Raw genomic sequence first — 22,009 nt, 5'->3', positions numbered from 1 at the left:
CCTCAGCATCCTGTGTAATCTTAATTCTAAATAGGTTACACAGGTAAGCTGATCTTTTCAGATCAATTTTAATCCATGGTTTTTTAATTAATTTTTAAATAAAATTTAGTGGTTAAAAAACAATAGATTAAATTGACCAAAAACAGCCATAAAGCAAATATTCATTTATTAAAAAATTATCACCATGAGATAAAACACTCACATTAATTACAATTAAAAGTCAAAAATAATAGATTTTTATACAAATATGAGAGTATTATAAATAATTAGTTACAAAGTGTTATCAAGGTCACCAAATATGAATAAATCTAAAGGTCACTTTTATTGGGCTATCAGCTTATTATCTTTATGTAGTTCTTTTCAAAGTGCTCATGCAGCTGAAGCATTTAATGCAGAAAGCCCATGGATGTTTGGTGATTGGAACGGAAAAAGAACCGAGCTCCAACAAAAAGGTTATGACTTCAGCTTCGGCTATACCGGCGAATTAGCCACCTTATTAGATTCAAAAAACCATTCAAGCCATGGTACTGAGTATGCAGATCAGTTTGCGATTGGTAGTCATGTAGACTTGGAAAAAGTGCTTGGATGGAAAGACACTGAAGCCCAAATCACCATCACTGAACGTAATGGTCGTTCATTGTCGCAAACCTCTGATGCCCTTGCAGGACAACTCAGTTCAACCCAAGAAGTTTGGGGGCGTGGTCAAACTTGGCGCTTAACTGATTTTTGGATTAAGAAAAAATTCTTTGATCAAAAACTAGATATTAAAGTGGGCCGTTTTGGCGAAGGCGAGGATTTTAACAGCTTTGACTGTGATTTTCAAAACCTTGCACTTTGTGGCTCTCAAGTGGGTAACTGGGTAGGCGACCAATGGTATAACTGGCCTGTTAGCCAATGGGCTGCGCGGGTTAAATATAACATCCAACCTGATTTATATGCTCAAGTCGGTGCTTATGAATACAATCCTGAAAACTTAGAACGTGGCAAGGGGTTTAACTTAAGTACAGACGGTTCACATGGTGCAATTATTCCTGCGGAAGTGGTTTGGCAACCAAAACTCAGTGCTGCAAAATTACCAGGCGAATATCGTTTGGGCTATTACTACAGTACTGTCGATGCACAACGCATTAAAAATCCGAATGAAACAGATCATAAACAAGGTGGATGGCTGGTTGCCAAGCAACAACTTACAGCACATCATGGCGATGCACGTCGTGGCTTAACGGGTTTCATTAATTTAACCCTTCATGACTCAGACACAAATACTGTCGACAATATGCAAAATATTGGATTGGTCTATAAAGGTCCTTTCGATGCGCGTCCTCAAGATGATGTCGCCATTGGTTTTTCTCGTATCAGCATCAACAATGATGTGAACAACACTCAAATTCGTCAACAAGATGAAGAGTACAACACTGAAATTTACTACGGTGTACATGCAACAAATTGGCTGACGATCCGTCCAAATGTGCAATATATTCGCCATGTTGGTGCATATAAAGATGGTGAAAATGCATGGGTTGGCGGTATCAAATTCCAAACTGCATTCTAGTGTTATAGATCATAAATATTTCGATGCCATTTTAACCCTTTCTCTCCTCTCGCATCGAAATATTTAAAATCTAAAAATTTAAACAATGTGCTGCATCAATCCTCAATGGAAAGGTAAAGCGTAAAAAATTAATCAAATAGATAGGTGGTCAATATGCAAACTCCATCTTCAGGACTCAGAACCCTAACAGTTGTGATTGCAATTGTTTTCGGTGTAGTTCTATTAGGCGGCGGAGTATGGCTGGCAGCACTGGGTGGGTCTTGGTACTACATCATTGCCGGGATACTTTTCATTGCAACAGCAATCTTATTACGCAAATTAAATAGCTCTGCTTTATACGTTTATGCAGCATTAGTACTCGGCACAGTTGTCTGGGGACTATGGGAAGTCGGTTCAGACTTCTTCGCGCTTGCACCACGTTTAGATATTTTAGGTGTGTTTGGCTTATGGCTACTCATTCCAGCAGTGACACGTGGTTTCGATGCCAAAGGTGCTAAAATTGCACTTTCAGGTACATTGGCGATCACCATTGCGGTTATGGCTTATTCTATCTTTAATGATCCACAAGAAATTCGTGGGACTTTAACCAGTAAACAGCCAACGCCAGCAGCGATTGACGGTATTGCGGATGCAGACTGGCCGGCTTATGGTCGGACTCAATCCGGTTTACGTTATTCTCCGTTGAACCAAATCAACTCAGAGAACGTTAAAGATCTTAAAGTTGCTTGGACCTATCGTACAGGTGAATTCAAGACTGAAAATGATTCAGGCGAAACAACCAATCAGGTCACACCGATTAAAATCGGGAATAACATGTACCTGTGTACCACCCATCAAAAATTGGTTTCTCTTGATCCTTCTACAGGTAAAGAGAAATGGGTATTTGATCCAAAACTCAAAGCTGATAATACCTTCCAACATTTAACTTGCCGTGGTGTTTCTTATTACGATGCAGATAATACCGTTGGTTTCGCAGCAAGTTTACAAGCAAAAAAATCTTCGTCTACCGAATGCCCGCGTAAAGTTATTTTACCAGTCAATGATGGTCGTATCGTTGCGGTAAATGCTGAAACAGGTAAAGCTTGTTCTGACTTCGGGCATAACGGTGAAGTTGATTTACAAAAGGACATGCCATTCCCTTATCCGGGTGGTTATATTCCAACATCACCACCTGTTGTCACAGGCACCACAATTATCATTGGTGGTTCAACGACAGATAACTATTCTACTCAAGAGCCTTCTGGTGTTATCCGTGGTTATGATGTAAATACTGGAGCATTGCTTTGGGTATTTGATACAGGTGCTGAAAATCCAAATCAGATTCCGGGTCCTGGTCAAAAATATGTCCAAAACTCACCGAATGCATGGGCTCCGCTTGCATATGATGCAAAACTCGATATCGTTTATGTACCAACAGGTGTAGGTACGCCCGATATTTGGGGTGGTAACCGTACAAAACTGCATGAACGCTATGCAAACTCAATGTTAGCAATCAATGCAACAACGGGTAAATTGATCTGGAACTTCCAAACAACTCACCATGATTTATGGGATATGGATGTACCATCACAACCAACCTTAGCAGATATCAAAGATAAAACTGGGCAAACTGTTCCAGCAATCTATGTATTGACTAAAACAGGTAATGCCTTTGTTTTAGACCGCCGTAACGGTAAAGCAATTGTACCGATTAACGAACGTCCAGTACCACAAAGTGTAAAACGTGGTCCGCAAACTAAAGGTGAATTCTATTCTCCAACACAACCGTTCTCAGACTTTAACTTAGCACCTCAAGAAAAATTAACGGATAAACAAATGTGGGGTGCAACCATGTTTGACCAGTTAATTTGTCGTGTGTCATTCCACAAGTTAAATTATGACGGTATTTATACCCCACCTTCAGAAAACGGAACGTTAGTTTTCCCTGGTAACTTGGGTGTATTTGAATGGGGTGGTTTATCACTTAACCCTGATCGTCAAATCGCAGTTATGAATCCAATTGGCCTACCTTTTGTCAGTCGATTGATTCCTGCTGATCCGAACCGTAAACAAACAGCCAAAGGTGCAGGTACAGAAGCGGGTGTTCAACCTATGTATGGCGTTCCTTACGGTGTTGAAATCAGTGCATTCCTTTCACCATTTGGCTTACCATGTAAACAACCTGCATGGGGTTATGTTGCTGGTGTAGATTTGAAAACGCATGATGTTGCTTGGAAACGTCGTATTGGTACAATTCGTGACAGTATGCCGGGTATTCCATTGCCACCATTTAAAATGGGTGTGCCAATGTTAGGTGGTTCGATCTCAACTGCGGGTAATGTGATGTTCATTGGCGCGACTCAAGATGATTACATCCGAGCGATCAATGTCAGTAATGGTGATGAGCTATGGAAAGGTCGTCTACCTGCGGGTGGGCAAGCAACACCAATGACCTATGAAAGCAATGGTAAACAATACGTTGTGATCATGGCGGGTGGTCACGGTTCATTTGGTACCAAAATGGGTGACTCTATTGTTGCTTATGCATTACCAGATAAATAATCTTAAATTGAGGTAAATAAAAAACAGGTCTTAATGACCTGTTTTTTATTGCTTTATCTAAACCTATACCCTTGTATAAAAGTGAATCTGCTTTTGGATGAGGTGGATATTCTCTTCCCAGTTTGATCGCGATATCCATATCACCATGCGATAGCCAATCCTTAAAATGCCCTGCTCTTTACCTGACCATCAAAATGAAAACAATCTTCTATACGAATTTTTTGCACAGGTGAAAGTTGCTCAAAGTCAAACCATCGATACTCAGAATGCTCATCACTTAAATTGATTATCTGATCGTTCAGCAATGTACACTTAAACATAAATGCGTGGGAATTTACTGCAGAATGATAATAAACCCCTGATAAATATTCGATCAAAACTTCGCAACCTAATTCTTCTTGGCACTCACGAATCAGCGCATCATGTACTGTTTCACCTTGATCCAATCCACCACCTGGTAAACCCCATGCACAATCAGCATAAGTCGCTTTCAATAATAAGACTTGTCGATTTTCATTGAAAATCACAGCTTGCGAACTCAAACGATAAAAATCATGAAATCCCATTGCTCAAAACCCACTTAATTTATTACCTTGCCAAATAACACTTTGAAAAAATTAAACGTAGCGCATAAACAATTGCCATAGCAAAAACAGCATACCCCACTTGGGTAAAGATCATCGGAATACAGAGTACGATGGCGGCTGTAATTGGATAAAACCATTTCTTAATCCCTGAAAGATGGTGAATTTCCTGTAACAACCAAAGGCTCGCAGTATAGACAATCAAAGAGATTGCAACAAAATAGCTGACGATATCAGCCGAAATCTCAGCTTTATGCGTCACCACATCCACAGCAGCAGCTAAACCCGCACCAAGAGCTGCAATACTCACGAAAATAAAAAAGTGGCCATAGCCCCATGAAAATGCACGTTTCCGACTATTGAGCCGTTCAGCAACATCATGATCGAAATATGCCCACCACATGGTAAACATAATCAATAAGCCACCAATGGTCAAAAAGATTAATTCTTGGCTTAACAACTGATTGTTTAATGCATCAGAAATTGCAGCAAAACTTCCAATGATTGATTCACCAAGGACAATGATGGTGAGTAAGGCATAACGCTCAGAGATATGATGTGGATGCCATGGCGTCATATTATGTGCTTCCGCAAAGATGGGCACACTCAATTCAGCGATAACCAAGAGCAGGAACAAATAAATGGTGAAGTTTATCGGGGTAAAGTGAAAAAGTAACCAGCCAATCTGTACGATGATAATACCAGCCGCATATCTCAACGCTGTTTGTTTACGTTCAGGATCATTTTTGGCAACACGGAACCATTGTGTAACGAGTCCCAAACGCATGATGACATAACCAATAATGATCACGTCAAAATCTTGTTGTTGAAACGCTATCGGGATCCCTGCCGCAATCACAAGTGAACCAATAATTTGTACAAAGGTCATGATTCGATAAAATACATCATCATTGTCATAGGCAGATGCAAACCAGCTAAAGTTCATCCATGCCCACCACAATGCAAAGAACACCATAAAATAAAGTGTTAAGCCATGTGATAAATGATTTTCGATAATACTATGGTGTAATTGTTGTCCTGCAGTCGCAATGGCGACCACAAAAATTAAATCAAATAACAATTCTAATGAGGTTGCGGCGCGATGTGGTTCGTGTGGATTTCTTGGCGCAAGTGGCTTTAACCACCCATATTTTACAAATAATGAATTTGGCATTATTTTCACATTATTGAGATTATTATCATAATTTTTTCAAAACTCTATCTTTCATTCAAGTAAAAAACTGAGTTATTTTGACAATTTTGTTAATGATCTAGCATCTATCTGGAAAATTTAAAAATTCATAAATAAAAAGCCCAATCAAAGGGCTTAATAACAAACAAATCTAGCTCACTAAACCACTAATTTCAATTTAGCAATGTCCTTGATTACGATCGCTTTACCAGTGCTCATATCAATCGGCATCGAAATATGCTGATGAACAACCAACCATTGACCACCCTTCTTTTTCAGGCACAATGTTGTTCGACACCATGGCATCTGCAACTTTTCTTTAAGCACAGAATTTTCCACTTTTGAATGGCAATGCAATACAGCTAAATCATTCGACGCATAGATTTTCATATTACGACGTACAATTTGCACATTTTCACTAAAATATGGACTGAACTTCTCCCATTCTTTTTTGTACGCATCAATACCGTCTAATTGTATACTCACATCAAACATACTGACGTCATCCGCACATTGATCTAATAGATGATCAATTTTATTACCAAGAACAGCAGCATCCCATAATTCAATTTGAGATATTATCTCGTCGGCAACTTTCACATTACCATCGATTGCTATTTTCATCATAAAACCTCATTATTCTTATTTGTGATGAATTTAACACTTAATAAGTATTATGTGAAGTGTTTTGTTTGTTTTTTCATATCTAATCAATTTAAATCAAATAAATCACTGTTAATTAATCTGATTGAATCAGTTTATACAACCAAAACTATTATGTTTAGATATTAACCAAAACCTTTCACAAAAATAAATCACTCAATAATACAAATAGATATAAAAAATTTGCACTTCAACAGAAACAGTCTATATTTCAATTTAATTAACAATTCTTAAATAATTTATTAATTAAATTTAACAATATTTTAATTAATGCTGAAGCTGTAATTAAATAATCATTCTCCTTTTATTTAATATTGAAGTTAGCCTAACATATTTAAACTTTAAAAAATCTTTAAAAAAGTCATAAATGATTATGAAAAAAAATCATACTAACCAGCGAATATAACGATAACCCCAGAGGAAAACATATAAATAAGCCCACTTAACCATCCTGCAACTTTAGTTTATATATTAGGGTTTCTATGATTATTCTATACAACTTAATAATATATATATTGGTATGTTTTAAGGCTTATGTTTTTAAATAAGTAGACCTTATTTAAGTATTAAAATTCATGCTTACTTACGCTTTTGGATCGCTTTAGTCTTGGCTTGTTGTTAGCAAAATTTTCGACCATAGTAAGAAAATACTAAAAATTCAATCTCATAAATAAACACTTATTTTTATCATTATTTTTTAGATTCAAAAAAAACATGTCATCGTAATGACATGCTTTTCCAACATATATAGTTGATTTATACCAGATTTAGCTGTGTTCTGTTAAATCTTTTATTTTCTCTGAAGGGCCATTTTTCTTCACAGATTCAATCCCATTATCTCGAGCAGCATCACCCGAATAGAATTGACTTGTTCCGATAATTTGATGATTTGCTGCTTTTAAGTTGAAATAAGGTTTACCATTTTTCGCTTCTAAACGATCATAACGTGCATCATCTGGGCTATTTTTTTGTACAGATGCAATACCGTTTTGGGCAGAAGCTTTTGCTTTATAGAGTTCACTGGTGAGAATAATTTCCCCATTTCCTGCTTTTAATACAAAACGATATTGACCATCTTTAGCTTGACTAATTTCATACCATCCTGACATGGTTCACCTCTTCATTATTTTCGGTTTATTTTATTTCACAGCGCTTATTGGACATAAATTACGCTACTGATATGAAATATAAATGACTTTTCATGTTTAAAAAAGACTAATTTGTTATAACTTTATTGTTTATGTAACGCCACGTAGTTGCGAAACTAAAATTAGGAAATTTCTTTTTATGATTAAGTCTCAAGAAAAGTTTAAAGCCATCTAAAAAATGACTTTAAATTTGGGTTGTGCAATTAACGATCAAAATAACCAGTACTGGTATACCCAGGATAGACTGTTTTCATTAAACGCTCTATTTCAGAGTCGTTGCCACGTAAAAAATTTTCCAAGCAATCTCGAAATACCGCAAAAGGAAGGTCCTCGTTATCAAAACTTGGCATCGCTTCAGATTTAAACAAACCAAAAAAATGCGATTTTTGTTGTTTTTGATAGAGCTCAGCATGTGCATTAAAGTTATATTCATTACGGCTATAAACCACAAAGAGTCCACCGAACTTACGTCCAGTCTGAATATGCTCAATTTGAAAAAATGGAAAATCACCATGGTGCTCTTCCATGTATCCCCAGACGACTTGTTGCATCCAATCAATCTGATCAAAACGACTTAAAATTTGCGTTGCTGCATTACTTTCAAAATCAAGAGAAGTTATTTCAAGCTCTTTAAATAACTCAATTCGAATTTTAAAACTCATCAGGATTACCTTTTATACATGTCGCTTATTTAAAGCATTCAGATTTATTAAAAGCGACAAGAAAACAGCAGGCTCAGAACACTATGAATCTGCTGTTTCAGCACTCAATTCGATGAACAAACTAACAGATTACTGGAATATCAATCCATGCACTGTTCGGAAAATGTTTCACCAAATAATGCTTTAAAAATTCTGCGGTATCTTTTGAAATCAGTTCATCCTGAGATTCATCATTTAAATTATAAGCAAGTGCATAAAGCTCAAGCCCACGACTTTTTAAAGCCTCTAAACTTAAAATCGTATGATTAATACTGCCCAAACGCCCTGAGCTGACTAAAATCACAGGAAGCTTTTTCTGAGCCACATAATCAATTGAAAGTAAACTTGTGGTTAGGGGTACCATCAATCCACCTGCACCCTCTAACAAAACAACATCATACGTTTCGGCCAGTTGCCGAGTGGCATCTGCAATTTTTTCAAAATCAATCTCACGCCCATCAATTTTGCTGGCTAAATGAGGCGATGCAGGATAGCTAAAGATTTCAGGCATGGTGAGCTTGGTTTCATCCTCTGGAAACCAGCCCATTCCCATAATTTCACGATGTTGTTCGATATCTTCTGAAATATCGGTATTACCCGTTTGGATTAATTTCTGCGTAATGGTTTTCTGACCTTGCTCATTCCATAATTTGGCTAAATACCCAGTGGTATAGGTTTTGCCAATTCCAGTATCTATTCCACTGATAAAGTAAACTGATCCAGTCATGACATTCTCCGCAAAATACAATAAATAGGATGATAAGTCAGTGAGTAGCGTATATTTCCTGACTGATCAGCCTGTGAAAACTGTTGATAGTGATGATAAAAATCGGCGAGACTCTGCTTGGTCCATCTAAAGCCAGATGCTGTCGCAGTCACTCCTGTGGCTTTTAAATGCTGCAAAATATATTTGGGATGTGGAAAATTGAGATGCTCAATTTGCTCCGAAATATGTAGAATTTCAAAACCATTTCGCTTTAATTGTTGTTGCAGATCGTCAAGGGATAGGTAATTCAGACCTTGCCCTGTTAAGCTTTTAATTTCCTGTAAATTATGCTGTCCAAAAGTTGAAAAACAAAAATACGCCTTAGGATTTAAATGATGAAAAGCTTGTTGAAAAATACCATTTAAATCACTCATCCATTGTAAAACGGAACTTGAGCTAATTAAGTCTAAATGTTTTGGAAATTCAAGCTGTTCTATATCACCAATCCGATATTCAATTGGTTTATCCGAAGGGAAATGCTGCTGAACTTCGGGGTATAGATCATTTAAAATCAAATGTTTAATCTGCAAATTTTGCAGTAAAAGCTCAGTTAAGTTTCCTGAACCACAACCGATTTCAAACACATTTTCATAGTGTGCTGGGCAATATTCGCTTATTAAATTAAACAGTTGTTGTGCAATATTTTTTTGTACGACCGCATGTTCAGTATAACTCTGCCCTGCCTGAGCAAAACGCAAGGCAACCTGTGATTTATCAATTTCTGGATGTTTCACATTCAACTCACAACAACGGAATTAGCTGATCTAGATCAGCTTGGGTGATTTGAGCAGTTAAACAGATACGTAACCGTGAGCTGTGTTGCGGCACAGTCGGGGGACGTACAGGCATAATATAAAAACCCGCATCTTGTAATGCTTTGGCCTTTTCAACCGTTTTAATCGAGTCACCTACAATGACTGGAACAATATGTGATGTTGATGGGCACTCAAAACCTTTGCTTTGAACAGCCTGTTGTAGATACTGACTTGTAGATTGCAAATATTGGCGGCGCTGATCTAAGCCTAAAACTTTCTGAAAAATAAAGTTTGTCCATGCCATACATATTGGCGGTTGTGCAGTACTGAAAATCAAAGGGCGCATCGCATTAATCAAATAATCGCGAATCACCGCATGACAAATTAAATAACCACCAACTGAAGCGATTGCCTTACCAAAAGTTCCCACAAGTAGATCAATATCATCAATCACCGCATATTGTTCAGCACAACCTAAGCCCTGCTGACCACGTACTCCAATTGCATGTGCTTCATCTACATAGAGCATGACTTTACAAAACTGTTGCTTAATACTCACCAATGCAGCCAAGTCCGTTTCATCACCATCCATACTAAAAATCGATTCAGTCACGACAATAATGCGCTCGAAAGCCTCATCTGCATGATATTTTTGTAAAAGCTGAGTCAAATGATTTAAATCATTGTGACGATAACGTACATATTTGGCTGAGGATAAACGGATCCCATCAATCATACTGGCATGAATCAATTTATCTGCCAAAATCAGCGTTTTACTGTCTGCAAGTGCAGGTAAAATACCAATATTCATATGATAGCCGCTGTTAAATAACAATGCCGCCCGACCATGAAAAGCCTGAGTTAAACTATTTTCAAGCAGTTCATATTCTGGAAAATGTCCAGTCAACAAACGTGACGAAGAAGAACTCATCCGTCGTTGATCATTGGGTGTTTCATCAAAAAACTGTTCACGTAATGTGAGATCAGATGCCAATCCTAGATAATCATTTGAAGCCAAATTGAGCATTTGATGCTGATCAAGGCAGATATAACGACCTTGCTGAACATTCGAACGAAATTGGCGTAAATTGCCTTGCTGTTTAAGCACATCAAGCTGCCGTGAAAAATGTTCAAGGTGGGTATTGATCAAGCTCATGTGCTTTGCTCCATAGCCTTGACCACCTCAACCAATTGCTCCAGTAAGGTTTTTAATTCTTGTGCTGTGATGATATATGGAGGCATCACATAGACCAATTTGCCAAATGGTCGTATCCAGATACCACGACGTACAAACTCCTGCTGTAAAGTTTTCATATCGACATTCACAGTCAATTCAACCACCCCTATCGCACCAAGAACTCGCACATCATGAACATGATTAAGAGACTGTAAGGGCTGTAAAGCATGTCTAAGCTGAGCTTCAATTCGTTGAATATTGCTCTGCCAATCTTGAGAAATTAATAATTGTGTACTTTTGACAGCAACGGCGCATGCCAAGGGATTTGCCATAAAGGTTGGGCCATGCATAAACACACCCGCTTCACCCTGACTTATCGTTTCAGCAATATGTTTGGTGGTTAATGTCGCAGAAAGCGTCATATAGCCACCCGTTAAACCTTTACCAATACACATAATGTCAGGTTCAACTTGTGCATGCTCCCATGCAAATAGTTTCCCTGTACGCCCAAAACCCGTAGCGATTTCGTCAAAAATCAGCAAAACATTGTATTTTTCGCAAAGTCGTTTGGCTTGACGCAAATATTCAGAATGGTAAAAACGCATCCCTCCCGCACCTTGTACAATCGGCTCAAGAATTAAACCTGCAATCGTTGCATGCTGTTCAGCCAAGCTTTTCTCAAGTTCAGCAATGTCACTTTGATCCCATTGCTCATAAAATCCGACTTGAGGTGCTGGAACAAATAAGCGATTGGGCAAACTTGAACCAAAAATTTGATGCATACCTGTTACAGGGTCACAAACAGACATCGCATTCCAAGTATCGCCATGATAGCCAGATCGTGGGGTAACAAAATTAGTTTTCTCTGTATAGCCCTGTGAAGACCAAAACTGTACTGCCATCTTCAATGCCACTTCTACAGCGACGGAACCAGAATCGGCAAAGAACACTTTATCTAAATTAGGCGGGGTCAGTTGAACCAGTAATTTTCCAAGCTGGATCGCAGGATCATGGGTAAATCCACCAAACATGATATGCGACATCTTCTGTAGCTGATCTGTCACCGCCTGATTCAACTCAGGATGATTATAACCGTGAATGGCACACCACCACGAAGACATCCCATCTATCAATTGACGACCATCTTCAAGTTCGATGGTCGCAGCATAGGCTTTTTTAACCTTAAAAGTCGGTAAGGGATTGGTCATAGAGGTATATGGATGCCAAATATGTTGCCGATCAAAGTCCAGATCATCTAACTCTGATTGTTCAAGATCAACATCATCAAACCCATTGTTTAAATCGGTCATCCGTTCACTCCATGTGCATTACAATTACAGCAAAAAACAGTTTAGCGATGTTAAACCTGCACGCAATAAAAATAAATTGCGAGATTCACCACTGATCCATAGATTTATTCTATTTTTTGTAAATATTGGCAGATTTTGTCACTTAGACTTAAAAAATCAAAAACTGGAACGCCATGTGAACCATTTACCAGCTCGACATCTAAAAACTTTGCAGTGAAATTTTTAAATTTCTCATAGACTTTGTGACTAACTAAGAAATCCTGTTGAGCAAATATATGATACTGTTTGCCGGCATAGTTATTTAAGATCGCGACATTATTTAATTGCTCAAGACACGCTAACCCTTGTTTTAATAATTCTAAATTTTGCGGCTGAATCAAACTTTGCAAATGTACAAAATCTTCTCGCGTGGTTGCGGTGCCCTGACAAACCATAAAACCAAATTTCTTTAATGTCGCAATCGCATCATGTTCAAAGGACTGTTTAAAGTTGTGAAAGGTTGTTTGGCTCATTGCCGTTTGCCACTCAGCATTTGCCACAAAACAAGGATTTGAAGCCAGTGTAATCAAGACTTTTTGTTGTTGGTATTGCTGTTTAATTTGCTCGACCAGCAAGCTTGCCAATTGCCCCCCTAAAGACCAACCACAAATCACATCAAAATCTTTGGCTTGCTCCACCTGATGTTGTAAAACACTTTCGTCCAGCGCATTAAAGATATTGATCAATACAACTTCATGGCCTTGTTGTTGTAAAGCCTGTTGTAAATCCTTGAGTAGTTTGGTTCCACCGCCCCAACCTGTGATCAGCAAAATACGTCGATTCAATTTAAGCCACTATAAAACAATAACGATGTTTTATTAGATCATGCTTAAAATTGAACGACAATCGGACTTCTAACTATTTCTGATGGTGTAAATCGACCAATAAGCTGGCTGGAATCACTTTTTGCCAAGTGCTTTTAAATTGCTGATGTAATTGATCAATTGCAAACTGACTTTTTCTCGAAATTTCATGTGCTTTTGCAATATCATCTGCCCGTGTATAAGCAATCAAATAATCTAGTCCATCCAGTTCCACATGGAACCATGATTCAACATGCACACCTTCAGCCTGAAGTGTTTCAATTGCCTCATGCTTACGCCTATTCAATTGATTTTGCCATGCGACAACATCGTCCATCATGGCTACTTTTAGTTGAATCAATACTGCACCAACGTCCATAATTTTACGTTCTATTTATTTTAAACGGTCTTTCATCATAAATGGCATGTGAACAATTGCAAACATTTTACATACCGCCAAAACCTTAAAATTTGCTAAGATCAAATCAGGATCAATTTAGGAAAGTGTTTGTCATGAAACTATCACGACTGTTCAGTATTAGCTTACTTTCCGTTTCAGCTTTATGCATATTGAACACGGCCAGCCATGCGGAAAGCTCTATTCTTTCCAAACTGGATTCCAACCAAAAGCAATGGGTAGGTAAGCCTGCACCAAGTTTTAAACTACAAGATCAAAACTCAAAATGGCACGAACTGAGTCAATATAAAGGTAAATGGGTTGTTCTCTACTTTTACCCAAAAGATGATTCACCTGGCTGTACACAAGAAGCCAATCAATTTAAATCACTCTACCCACAATTTATAAAAAATAATGCAGTGGTGCTTGGTGTCAGTTTGGATGATGTGCAATCACATCAAAAGTTCTCTGAAAAGCTGGGGCTAAATTTCCCAATTCTTGCTGATAGCAATCATCAACTCGCAGACCAATTTGGAATCATCCGAAACTTAGGCATTGCCAAAATAGCAAAACGAGAAACTTTTTTGATTGATCCACAAGGAACGATTGTCTATCACTATAGCAGTGTAAATACCCAAACACATGCCGATCAAGTCTTAGCGGATATTCAGAAGTTTTCAAAGAAATAACGACTGAAGCATTAAAAAAGCCTTTAGATGAATGTCTAAAGGCTTTTTTAATCTAAAACATCTCACCTTAAGCAAGACGCTTAGTGTGTCTTACATTTGAGATTGAATATAATTCTGTAAACCAATTAACTCGATCAAACCTAATTGTTTTTCAAGCCAGTAAGTATGATCTTCTTCAGTATCGTTCATTTGTTGACGCAGCATATCACGAGTCACGTAATCGCCTTTTTCTTCACATAGCTTTACGCCTTGCGCCAATTTTTCACGTACATGATATTCCAATGCCAAATCGGCTTTTAAACAGGTCACAACATCTTCACCTGTAACAATATCGTCACGCTTCATGTTCGGGGTACCTTCAAGGAAAAGTACACGGCGAATTAAAGCGTCTGCATGTGAAGCTTCTTCTTGCATTTCATGATCAATACGTTCATAAATTTTGCTTAAGCCCCAATCTTCATACATACGCGAATGAATAAGATACTGATCACGAGCAGCCAGTTCGCCACCGATCAACATATTTAGATAGTCTATGACTTCTGGATTGCCACGCATTTCAATTACTCCACATTCTTTTGCAATAGTATGGACAAATTTTACCAGTTTTGCAAAAGACAAAATGTGTAAGTTTATGATTTTTATAAAATTAAAATGATAAACATACGCATTTGCAATTTGAATAAGTATTTTTTCATATAAAAAATAACCGCTTACAAAATTTCATTGATGATTTATTGGTGATTTTTCATCAAAATTCAAAATGATTTATTTTGTAACCATTAAAAATGCTTCTTATTCCCCTTCATTATTCCATTTCCTGTTCATTTTCAATGACAGAACCCTCACTTTATCTTCTTGGTTTTTTTTAATGCTAATATTTCAAGACAATTTTGACTTTAATATTTATGATATTGAATATTAACAATTAGCAGGAAAAAAATAATGTCTCAGGGAAACACATCAGCGCCTATTCTAGTTACAGGTGCAACAGGCTATATCGCCAGTTGGGTGATTCAAAAATTACTTGAGCAAGGCTATACCGTTCATGCCACTGTACGTGATCTTAATAAGAAACAAAGCTTTGCACATTTAGAGAAAATCGCACAAGCCAGCTCTGGCACACTAAAACTATTTAAAGCCAACCTTTTAGAAAATGGTTCTTTTGATGAAGCCATGCAAGGCTGTGAAGTTGTGTTACATATGGCTTCGCCATTTGTTGTGACCAATTATAAAGATGCTGTTAAAGATATTATTGAACCTGCAATTTTAGGCACGGAAAATGTCTTAAATAGTGTCAATAAAACAGAGTCTGTCAAGCGAGTCATTGTGACTTCAAGTATCGCGTCTACTTATGGCGATGCAATTGATATTTTAAAAACGCAGCATAATCAGTTTGATGAATCTCACTGGAATACCACCAGCTCAACCACGCACCAACCGTACCCGTATTCAAAAGTTATGGCAGAGCGTAAAGCATGGGAAATGGCGGAAGCACAAAATCGTTGGACGCTGATCTGTGTTAACCCTGCATTGGTACTTGGCCCCTCACTGACCGCAAATACACAGTCAGGGAGCGTAGAAGTCTTAGAGCAATTTGCCAACGGCATGACATTACTCGGTGTCCCACCGATGTGGAATGGTATTGTAGATGTTCGTGATGTTGCTGATGCGCATATTTTGGCAGCATTCAAGGAAAATGCGGCTGGACGTTACATTATCAGTGGTGGCTCACTCAGCCTTTTGGAAATGGGGAAAATTTTACGTCAAAATTTTGGACAAAAATTTCCTTTTCCACGCAACCAAGTTCCGAAAAAAGCATTTAAATTTATTGGACCTGCATTTGGCTATTCACGTGATTTTATTGAAAAGAATATGGGCTACCCTATCTTTTTTAATGCTGATAAAAGCAAACAGGAACTGGGGATGAGTTATCGTAATATTGAAACCAGTTTAGTCGAGCATTTCCAGCAGCTTCTTGATGACGGTGTAGTGAAGAAATATATTTAATAACAGCTCAACTGATTCTTAAATCAAAAAAGCCTTTTTCAATCATGAAAAAGGCTTTTTGGCTTATAGCGTTCAATATCAGCTAAGGCTTAGAAATCAAAAGTTACACCGACTTTATAAGTTCGTGCACCACCGACTAAAGCATAGTTTGAATTAAATACACCTTCCCAATATTTTTTATTGGCAACATTATCAACATTGGCAAGGAATGTGGTATTTACCCCACCAAGTTTGGTTTTATAGCGAGCGCCTAAGTCAACAATCGTATAGTCTGGTAGTTCTAGCGTATTCTCTTCATTCAAATATTGCTCACTCACATAACTTACACGAGTATTGACATGCAGCCCCTCAACCTTAGGAATGGCATAATCAAGCCCTAACGAAGCAGTAAAATCGGGTACACCATATACTTTATTACCTTCGAAAGCGACCTTCGCTGATTTCACATATTCAGCATCGATATAGGCCAAATTCCCCATCACAGATAAAGTATCTGTAACATTGCCAGAGAATGACCATTCCACCCCACGAGAACGCGTTTCAGCATCATCGTTGACTTTATTACTTATGCTGTCCAGATAAGCCTCAGGCTTTTTAATCTGATAAAGCGCCAAAGTATTTAACCACGAACCCAACTGATATTTTGCACCTAACTCATATTGCTTGGTTTGATAAGGTGCAAGTGTCTCACCTCTATTTGTCGCAGTTGGATAGGTTGTTTCTGAGACCGTTATCCCTTCAGCTAAGCCTTCGACATAGCTTGCATAAAAAGATAAATCCTCACCAAATGGTTTGACAACAATCCCCAAACTTGGTGATAGCTTATCTGCACTATAAGCTGATTTTTTGACAAGATTCTTAGTATCAATATCTTGATAACGCCCACCTAAAATCAGTTGTAATTTATCATCCAACATTGAAAGCTGATCCGTTAAGGTATAACTCACATACTCATTATCACCATAAGGAACAATTTCTGGGTAGGTTGTTGGCATTGTTCCTGTATTTGATGGATCATATAAATTGGTCGTAAACCCCGAACTGGTTGCGGATTTATGCTGTGAATATTTGCGGGTTAAATAATCAGTACGCAATCCTAAAGTATGCTTGATCGCACCTGTATCAAATTTTGCTTCAAAGCCTGCATTAGCAGCAGTGTTATGTTCTTTTGATCCCACTCGATAATATTGTGAGGTTGCATTTCCATTTAAATTATTGACAATCATACGTGTACCAAAAAGGTGACCATCATATGATTTTTCTACATATCCAACGCCTGCAAATGCTTTTAAATCAGGGGTAAATTTATATTCACCGGATAAGCCTACAAATTGGCTGTTGGTATTGCCTTCTAAGTTTGAAAAGTAGTTTAAATCCCCTTTAGGTGCTGCAAGTACATGATTAACACTGCCCTTGCCACCCATGGCGACCATTGCAGGTGAACCACCTTTACGGTTTCCTTTGACCGCATAAGCATCTAAATTAATCTTTAGTTTATCCGTGGTGTAATCCGCAGCAATTGCCCCTAGAGCTTGACGATCATTCATTCCATCAATGATATGTTCGCCATCTGCATAAGCGCCATTCACACGTACACCAAACTCTTTGTTCTCACCAAAACGACGAGATACATCAAAGCCTGATTGATAATATCCTTCATCTTGAAACGATGCAGAAACTCGGGTGAGTTCTTGCTCTGCCCGTTTAGAATGCCCCATCACAATCCCGCCCACACTGCCTGTAGGTGCAACACCTGCAACCAATGCATTTGGACCTTTAAGTACAGTCACTGACTCTAAAAACTCCGTAGGCATCCGACCATAAGGTGCAACACCATAAAAGCCGTTATAATTTAGATCCTCATGATTGACATCGAAACCACGGATTTTAAAGTTTTCATTTAAATGTCCTTGATTGGTTGTGGTTCGAATACTGGCATCATTTTTTAACACCTCCCCCGCCGTGTTTGCTTGTTGATTTTCAATCAATTGTGCTGAATAAGAGGTGATACTAAAAGGCGTATCTATAATTTTCTTATTTCCCAATGGCCCTAAATCTGTATTTTTTTGCAAAGCACCGTTGGCAAATGTTGGTTTTTCTTGTTCTTTTTCAGCAGCGACTTTAATCGTAGGCAAAGCAGTAATTTCATCATTTGCCCAAATTGTTTGTGTAAGTCCCCCACCAAAAAGCACGATAGAAATAGAATTGACTAGAAATGTTTGAGAAAAATTTTTCATATAAATAATAAGACACTTTTCAAATGATAATGATTATTATATAGACTTTCACTATTGTTAAGAATTGTAATTTTTCATCTAAAGTTAAGTTTAATGGAAAATTCTAATAAATAAGAATTATTATCATATAGCGCACTAATGATAGAGCAAGCACCCTTGCGAAATGTAATCGCTAAAATACAGTGCGAAAAATCCTATTGAAAAATGATGACTTGTTGATTTGCAATCGCATCAATCTTGAAATGATGATTTTAATTTTTGAAAACTGCAAAGATACAACAACTGTATCTTTACAGTAATTTTAGAGTTAATTTAAATGAAATTATGCCTGCCCATACTCAGCCATTAATGCTAAAAACTCCTGCTCATTCAGTACAGTGACACCCAGTTTCTCTGCTTTTTCAAGCTTAGAACCGGCTTTTTCACCCGCAACCACACATTTGGTTTTGCTCGATACACTGCCACTGACACGCGCACCAAGTGCTTGTAGCATTTGAGTCGCATCATCACGCCCCATGGTTGCCAATGTGCCTGTGATCACCCAACTCTCACCATTTAAAGGTTGACGGGTGGGTGCAACTGGTGCATCCCAATGGATCCCTGCTGCAAGCAAACGATCAATCACTTCAAGGTTATGTGGAGCTTGGAAAAAATCAACAATCCACTCAGCCGTAATATCACCAACATCTGGAGTTTTCTTCAATGCTTCAAGATCAGCATGACGAATCGCATCCAGCGTCTGGAAAGTGTTGGCAAGCATACGTGCAGTCGTCTCACCTACACCACGAATACCCAAGGCATAAATAAATGCAGCAAGTGTAGTTTTCTTACTGTTCTCAATCGCATCCAATAAATTTTGGACAGATTTTTCACCCATTTTTTCAATGGTCAGTAACTGTTCACGATGCTCATGTAAATGGTAAATATCCGCGACATCTTTTAACAGATCAAGATGTAATAATGACTCTACCCAACGATCACCGAGACCTTCGATATCCATCGCTTTACGTGAAACAAAGTGGCGAATGGCTTCAATACGTTGTGCAGAACAATATAGACCACCCGAACAACGTGCCAAAGCTTCACCTTCTGGCATGACCACTGGAGAAGAACATACTGGACAGTTTTCAGGTAAATGCACTTCTGTCACGTCATTTGGACGAAATTCTAACCATACTTTTTCAACTTTGGGAATCACATCACCGCTACGATAGACACTGACCGTATCGCCAATACGAACGTCCAGACGGTGAATTTCACCAATATTGTGCAAAGTCACATTAGAAACCGTTACACCGCCCACAGCCACTGGATTTAAGCGTGCTACTGGGGTTAAAGTCCCGGTACGTCCGACTTGCCAATCAATATTTTCAACTGTTGTTAATGCTGCAACTGCGGGAAACTTATACGCCGTTGCCCAACGCGGTTCACGACTTAAAAAGCCCAGCTTTTGTTGTTGCTGAAGATCATCGACTTTGATCACCATGCCATCAATTTCAACCGCTAAATTCGGGCGCTCTTGGTTGATTTGCTGATATTTTTCTTGTACTTCTTGAATACTTTCACAAATAAAATGACGTTCACCTACAGCAAAGCCAAAGTTAGTCAACCATTCAAGACTCGCTGACATCGACTCAATGCCATGATGCGGCTCACATTGTGCAATACCATAAGCATAGAATGCCAAAGGGCGAGATGCTGCAATACTTGGATCAAGCTGACGTAAACTACCTGCCGCAGCATTTCGAGGATTGGCAAAGGTCTTTTCACCCTTCGCTTCATTTTCAGCATTGAGTCGTTCAAAGCCGGCTTTTGGCATCAATACTTCACCACGAACTTCCAACAAGCGTGGCACTGCCACTTTATCCGAAGACAAGACTTTCGGTAAATTACGAATGGTTTTTACATTTTGCGTAATCACTTCGCCTGTTTCACCATCGCCACGGGTTACGCCACGTGTCAATACGCCATTTTCATACCAGAGCGAAATCGCCAATCCGTCAAATTTTAGTTCGACATCATATTGAATCTTTTGATTGGGTAATCGTTCTTCGATACGGCGAGCAAAAGCAAATAACTCGTCCTGATTAAATACATTACCCAAGGACAGCATCGGTACAGTATGGGTAATGGTTTCAAATTTAGACAGTGGTTTTCCACCTACTTTATTGATTGGGCTATCTGCCTGAACCAATTCTGGGTGTTGTTGCTCTAGAGCTTTGAGTTGGTGAAATAACTGATCATATTCACTGTCTTCAATACTCGGCTGATCCATCACATAATAAGCGTGATTATGTTTTGCAATGAGTTGAATCAATTGACGCATTTGCGTCACGACAGGATTATTTTCCATAAATTTTTTCACCATAAAAAGGCGGAATACTCCGCCTAAAATTCTGAATACCAATTATAAAGTAAATATGACGTTATGCTAAGCGTCATGTCCTGAACGATAATCGATCGCTTTATGGCGCCAATGCTCTTTCAGTTGTGGGGTAAATTCAAGATTGTTTTCATCATAGACCGTACCGTCTATTTCACGGGCAATTAAGCCAGCAATACTGACCATGGTATCAAAGCCTTTTTGCACATCTGAATGAGGAAGTGCCAAGAAGAAAGCCAAACCTTGAACTTGTTCAGTCGATAAGGTTTCTAAATCAAAACCATCTGGACCATTGTCGGTGACACGTAATACAGAAAACAGTAAATGGCTTTCTTCCTCTGGATTCTCATAACGATGGAAGCAAGAGAGTTCACCAAAACGTAAACCATATTTGAGCAACATTTTTAAGGTTTTATCCCCAGACAATGCTTTACGTGGATTCGGATAAACATTCAGCGCAATAATGGTTTCAGCCGTAGACAATACGCTTTCATCATCATATTTTTGTTGCTCATTTAAATGAACATCTAAAATACTACTTTCCTCATCAAACTCTTTGATTTCAGCTGTTTCAACATTGGCATTAAACTGAAACGCTTCCTCTTTGTCCTGACTGACTACGGCTTTGGCAGAATCGTTAGTTTGAGTCGTCGGTTCTGTTTGCACATCAAGTGCTTTTACAGACTCTGTTGCGGATTCAGTGCTTGCCACTGTTTCCGTCTTTTCAGTTTGTTGTGTAATTGCGGCATGCTCAAGCTCAGTTGACTGAACAACATTCGACTCCGCTGCTACATCCTCAATCTTTTGCTGTTTTTCATCTGCAACTTCGACCGAGTCTAAAGCAGTTAAATTCGGTTCAACACGCACTTGCTCTTGAGACTCACGGTCTGTTCGCAATTGATCTCGTACATGACGAGGAATTACCGGTTGTTTACAGTCTTCATTGATATGCAATTCAGACTCTAAAGAAGGTGCGGCATCATTGGGCTTTCGTAGCACCATCCGTAAACCCACCAGAATGATGATTACTGCAACAACAATTCCAATAATTGTGGTGACTTCCAT

The 22,009-nt window shown here is 38.4% G+C and carries 19 protein-coding genes; 4 read left to right on the top strand and 15 right to left on the bottom strand.

The genetic code is table 11. The features are described 5' to 3' along the window. Nucleotides 1-298: 298 nt before the first annotated feature. The gene (locus AC07WY_RS19635; protein WP_494736969.1) at nucleotides 299-1,552 is read left to right on the top strand and encodes a carbohydrate porin; all 1,254 of its coding nucleotides are present in this window, start codon (nucleotides 299-301) and stop codon (nucleotides 1,550-1,552) included. Nucleotides 1,553-1,705: 153 nt separating this feature from the next. Continuing rightward, the gene (locus AC07WY_RS19630; RefSeq protein ID WP_004724013.1) at nucleotides 1,706-4,093 is read left to right on the top strand and encodes a glucose/quinate/shikimate family membrane-bound PQQ-dependent dehydrogenase; all 2,388 of its coding nucleotides are present in this window, start codon (nucleotides 1,706-1,708) and stop codon (nucleotides 4,091-4,093) included. A 161-nt stretch (nucleotides 4,094-4,254) separates the two neighbouring features. Here the strand turns inward: AC07WY_RS19630 and AC07WY_RS19625 are convergent, their stop codons facing one another. The 11 genes from AC07WY_RS19625 to AC07WY_RS19575 form a co-directional block, all read right to left on the bottom strand. After that, complete coding sequence (locus AC07WY_RS19625) at nucleotides 4,255-4,659, bottom strand: NUDIX hydrolase (protein WP_494736968.1); 405 nt, start codon at nucleotides 4,657-4,659, stop codon at nucleotides 4,255-4,257. A 22-nt stretch (nucleotides 4,660-4,681) separates the two neighbouring features. Continuing rightward, nucleotides 4,682-5,851 (bottom strand): low temperature requirement protein A, encoded by a 1,170-nt coding sequence (locus AC07WY_RS19620; protein WP_262086915.1) that lies wholly within the window; start codon nucleotides 5,849-5,851, stop codon nucleotides 4,682-4,684. Nucleotides 5,852-6,028: 177 nt separating this feature from the next. After that, the gene (locus AC07WY_RS19615) at nucleotides 6,029-6,493 is read right to left on the bottom strand and encodes a YybH family protein (protein ID WP_315972860.1); all 465 of its coding nucleotides are present in this window, start codon (nucleotides 6,491-6,493) and stop codon (nucleotides 6,029-6,031) included. 806 nt (nucleotides 6,494-7,299) lie between these two features. Beyond that, nucleotides 7,300-7,641: a YegP family protein gene (locus AC07WY_RS19610; protein WP_262086919.1), complete on the bottom strand. Its 342-nt coding sequence runs from the start codon at nucleotides 7,639-7,641 to the stop codon at nucleotides 7,300-7,302. A 242-nt stretch (nucleotides 7,642-7,883) separates the two neighbouring features. Then, a complete protein-coding gene (locus AC07WY_RS19605) occupies nucleotides 7,884-8,342 on the bottom strand; it encodes a hypothetical protein (protein WP_262086921.1) in 459 nt (152 codons plus the stop codon). 121 nt (nucleotides 8,343-8,463) lie between these two features. Next, a complete protein-coding gene (gene bioD, locus AC07WY_RS19600; protein WP_262086923.1) occupies nucleotides 8,464-9,108 on the bottom strand; it encodes a dethiobiotin synthase in 645 nt (214 codons plus the stop codon). Continuing rightward, nucleotides 9,105-9,881 (bottom strand): malonyl-ACP O-methyltransferase BioC, encoded by a 777-nt coding sequence (bioC, locus tag AC07WY_RS19595; protein WP_262086924.1) that lies wholly within the window; start codon nucleotides 9,879-9,881, stop codon nucleotides 9,105-9,107. The genes bioD and bioC overlap by 4 nt, the downstream gene beginning before the upstream one ends. 7 nt (nucleotides 9,882-9,888) lie before the next feature. Beyond that, the gene (locus AC07WY_RS19590) at nucleotides 9,889-11,058 is read right to left on the bottom strand and encodes an 8-amino-7-oxononanoate synthase (protein WP_494736967.1); all 1,170 of its coding nucleotides are present in this window, start codon (nucleotides 11,056-11,058) and stop codon (nucleotides 9,889-9,891) included. Continuing rightward, a complete protein-coding gene (gene bioA, locus AC07WY_RS19585; protein WP_494736966.1) occupies nucleotides 11,055-12,389 on the bottom strand; it encodes an adenosylmethionine--8-amino-7-oxononanoate transaminase in 1,335 nt (444 codons plus the stop codon). Before bioA ends, AC07WY_RS19590 begins: the two co-directional genes overlap by 4 nt. Nucleotides 12,390-12,493: 104 nt before the next feature. Then, entirely contained in the window at nucleotides 12,494-13,213 is a 720-nt protein-coding gene (locus tag AC07WY_RS19580) for a YqiA/YcfP family alpha/beta fold hydrolase (protein WP_262086928.1), read from the bottom strand. A gap of 73 nt (nucleotides 13,214-13,286) precedes the next feature. After that, entirely contained in the window at nucleotides 13,287-13,610 is a 324-nt protein-coding gene (locus tag AC07WY_RS19575) for a DUF6176 family protein (protein ID WP_494736965.1), read from the bottom strand. A 134-nt stretch (nucleotides 13,611-13,744) separates the two neighbouring features. Here AC07WY_RS19575 and AC07WY_RS19570 point away from each other — a divergent pair, with 134 nt between their 5' ends. After that, a complete protein-coding gene (locus AC07WY_RS19570; RefSeq protein WP_096735106.1) occupies nucleotides 13,745-14,317 on the top strand; it encodes a peroxiredoxin in 573 nt (190 codons plus the stop codon). 90 nt (nucleotides 14,318-14,407) lie between these two features. Here the strand turns inward: AC07WY_RS19570 and ftn are convergent, their stop codons facing one another. Beyond that, the gene (ftn, locus tag AC07WY_RS19565) at nucleotides 14,408-14,872 is read right to left on the bottom strand and encodes a heteropolymeric bacterioferritin subunit Ftn (RefSeq protein WP_004724037.1); all 465 of its coding nucleotides are present in this window, start codon (nucleotides 14,870-14,872) and stop codon (nucleotides 14,408-14,410) included. Nucleotides 14,873-15,259: 387 nt separating this feature from the next. On the opposite strand from ftn, the gene AC07WY_RS19560 reads away from it, so the two are divergent. After that, nucleotides 15,260-16,324 (top strand): SDR family oxidoreductase, encoded by a 1,065-nt coding sequence (locus tag AC07WY_RS19560; protein WP_494736964.1) that lies wholly within the window; start codon nucleotides 15,260-15,262, stop codon nucleotides 16,322-16,324. An 89-nt stretch (nucleotides 16,325-16,413) separates the two neighbouring features. On the opposite strand, the gene AC07WY_RS19555 is transcribed toward AC07WY_RS19560, so the two are convergent. The 3 genes from AC07WY_RS19555 to AC07WY_RS19545 form a co-directional block, all read right to left on the bottom strand. Beyond that, nucleotides 16,414-18,561 (bottom strand): TonB-dependent receptor, encoded by a 2,148-nt coding sequence (locus AC07WY_RS19555; RefSeq protein WP_494736963.1) that lies wholly within the window; start codon nucleotides 18,559-18,561, stop codon nucleotides 16,414-16,416. Between the two features lie 322 nt (nucleotides 18,562-18,883). Then, entirely contained in the window at nucleotides 18,884-20,914 is a 2,031-nt protein-coding gene (gene ligA / locus AC07WY_RS19550) for an NAD-dependent DNA ligase LigA (protein ID WP_494736962.1), read from the bottom strand. Nucleotides 20,915-20,992: 78 nt separating this feature from the next. Continuing rightward, the gene (locus AC07WY_RS19545) at nucleotides 20,993-22,009 is read right to left on the bottom strand and encodes a cell division protein ZipA C-terminal FtsZ-binding domain-containing protein (protein WP_494736961.1); all 1,017 of its coding nucleotides are present in this window, start codon (nucleotides 22,007-22,009) and stop codon (nucleotides 20,993-20,995) included.

Source organism: Acinetobacter sp. GW821-FHT01C12 (assembly GCF_059422625.1).
Note: the sequence above shows the minus strand (reverse complement) of the source record. Positions and strands in the feature narration are given on the sequence as shown.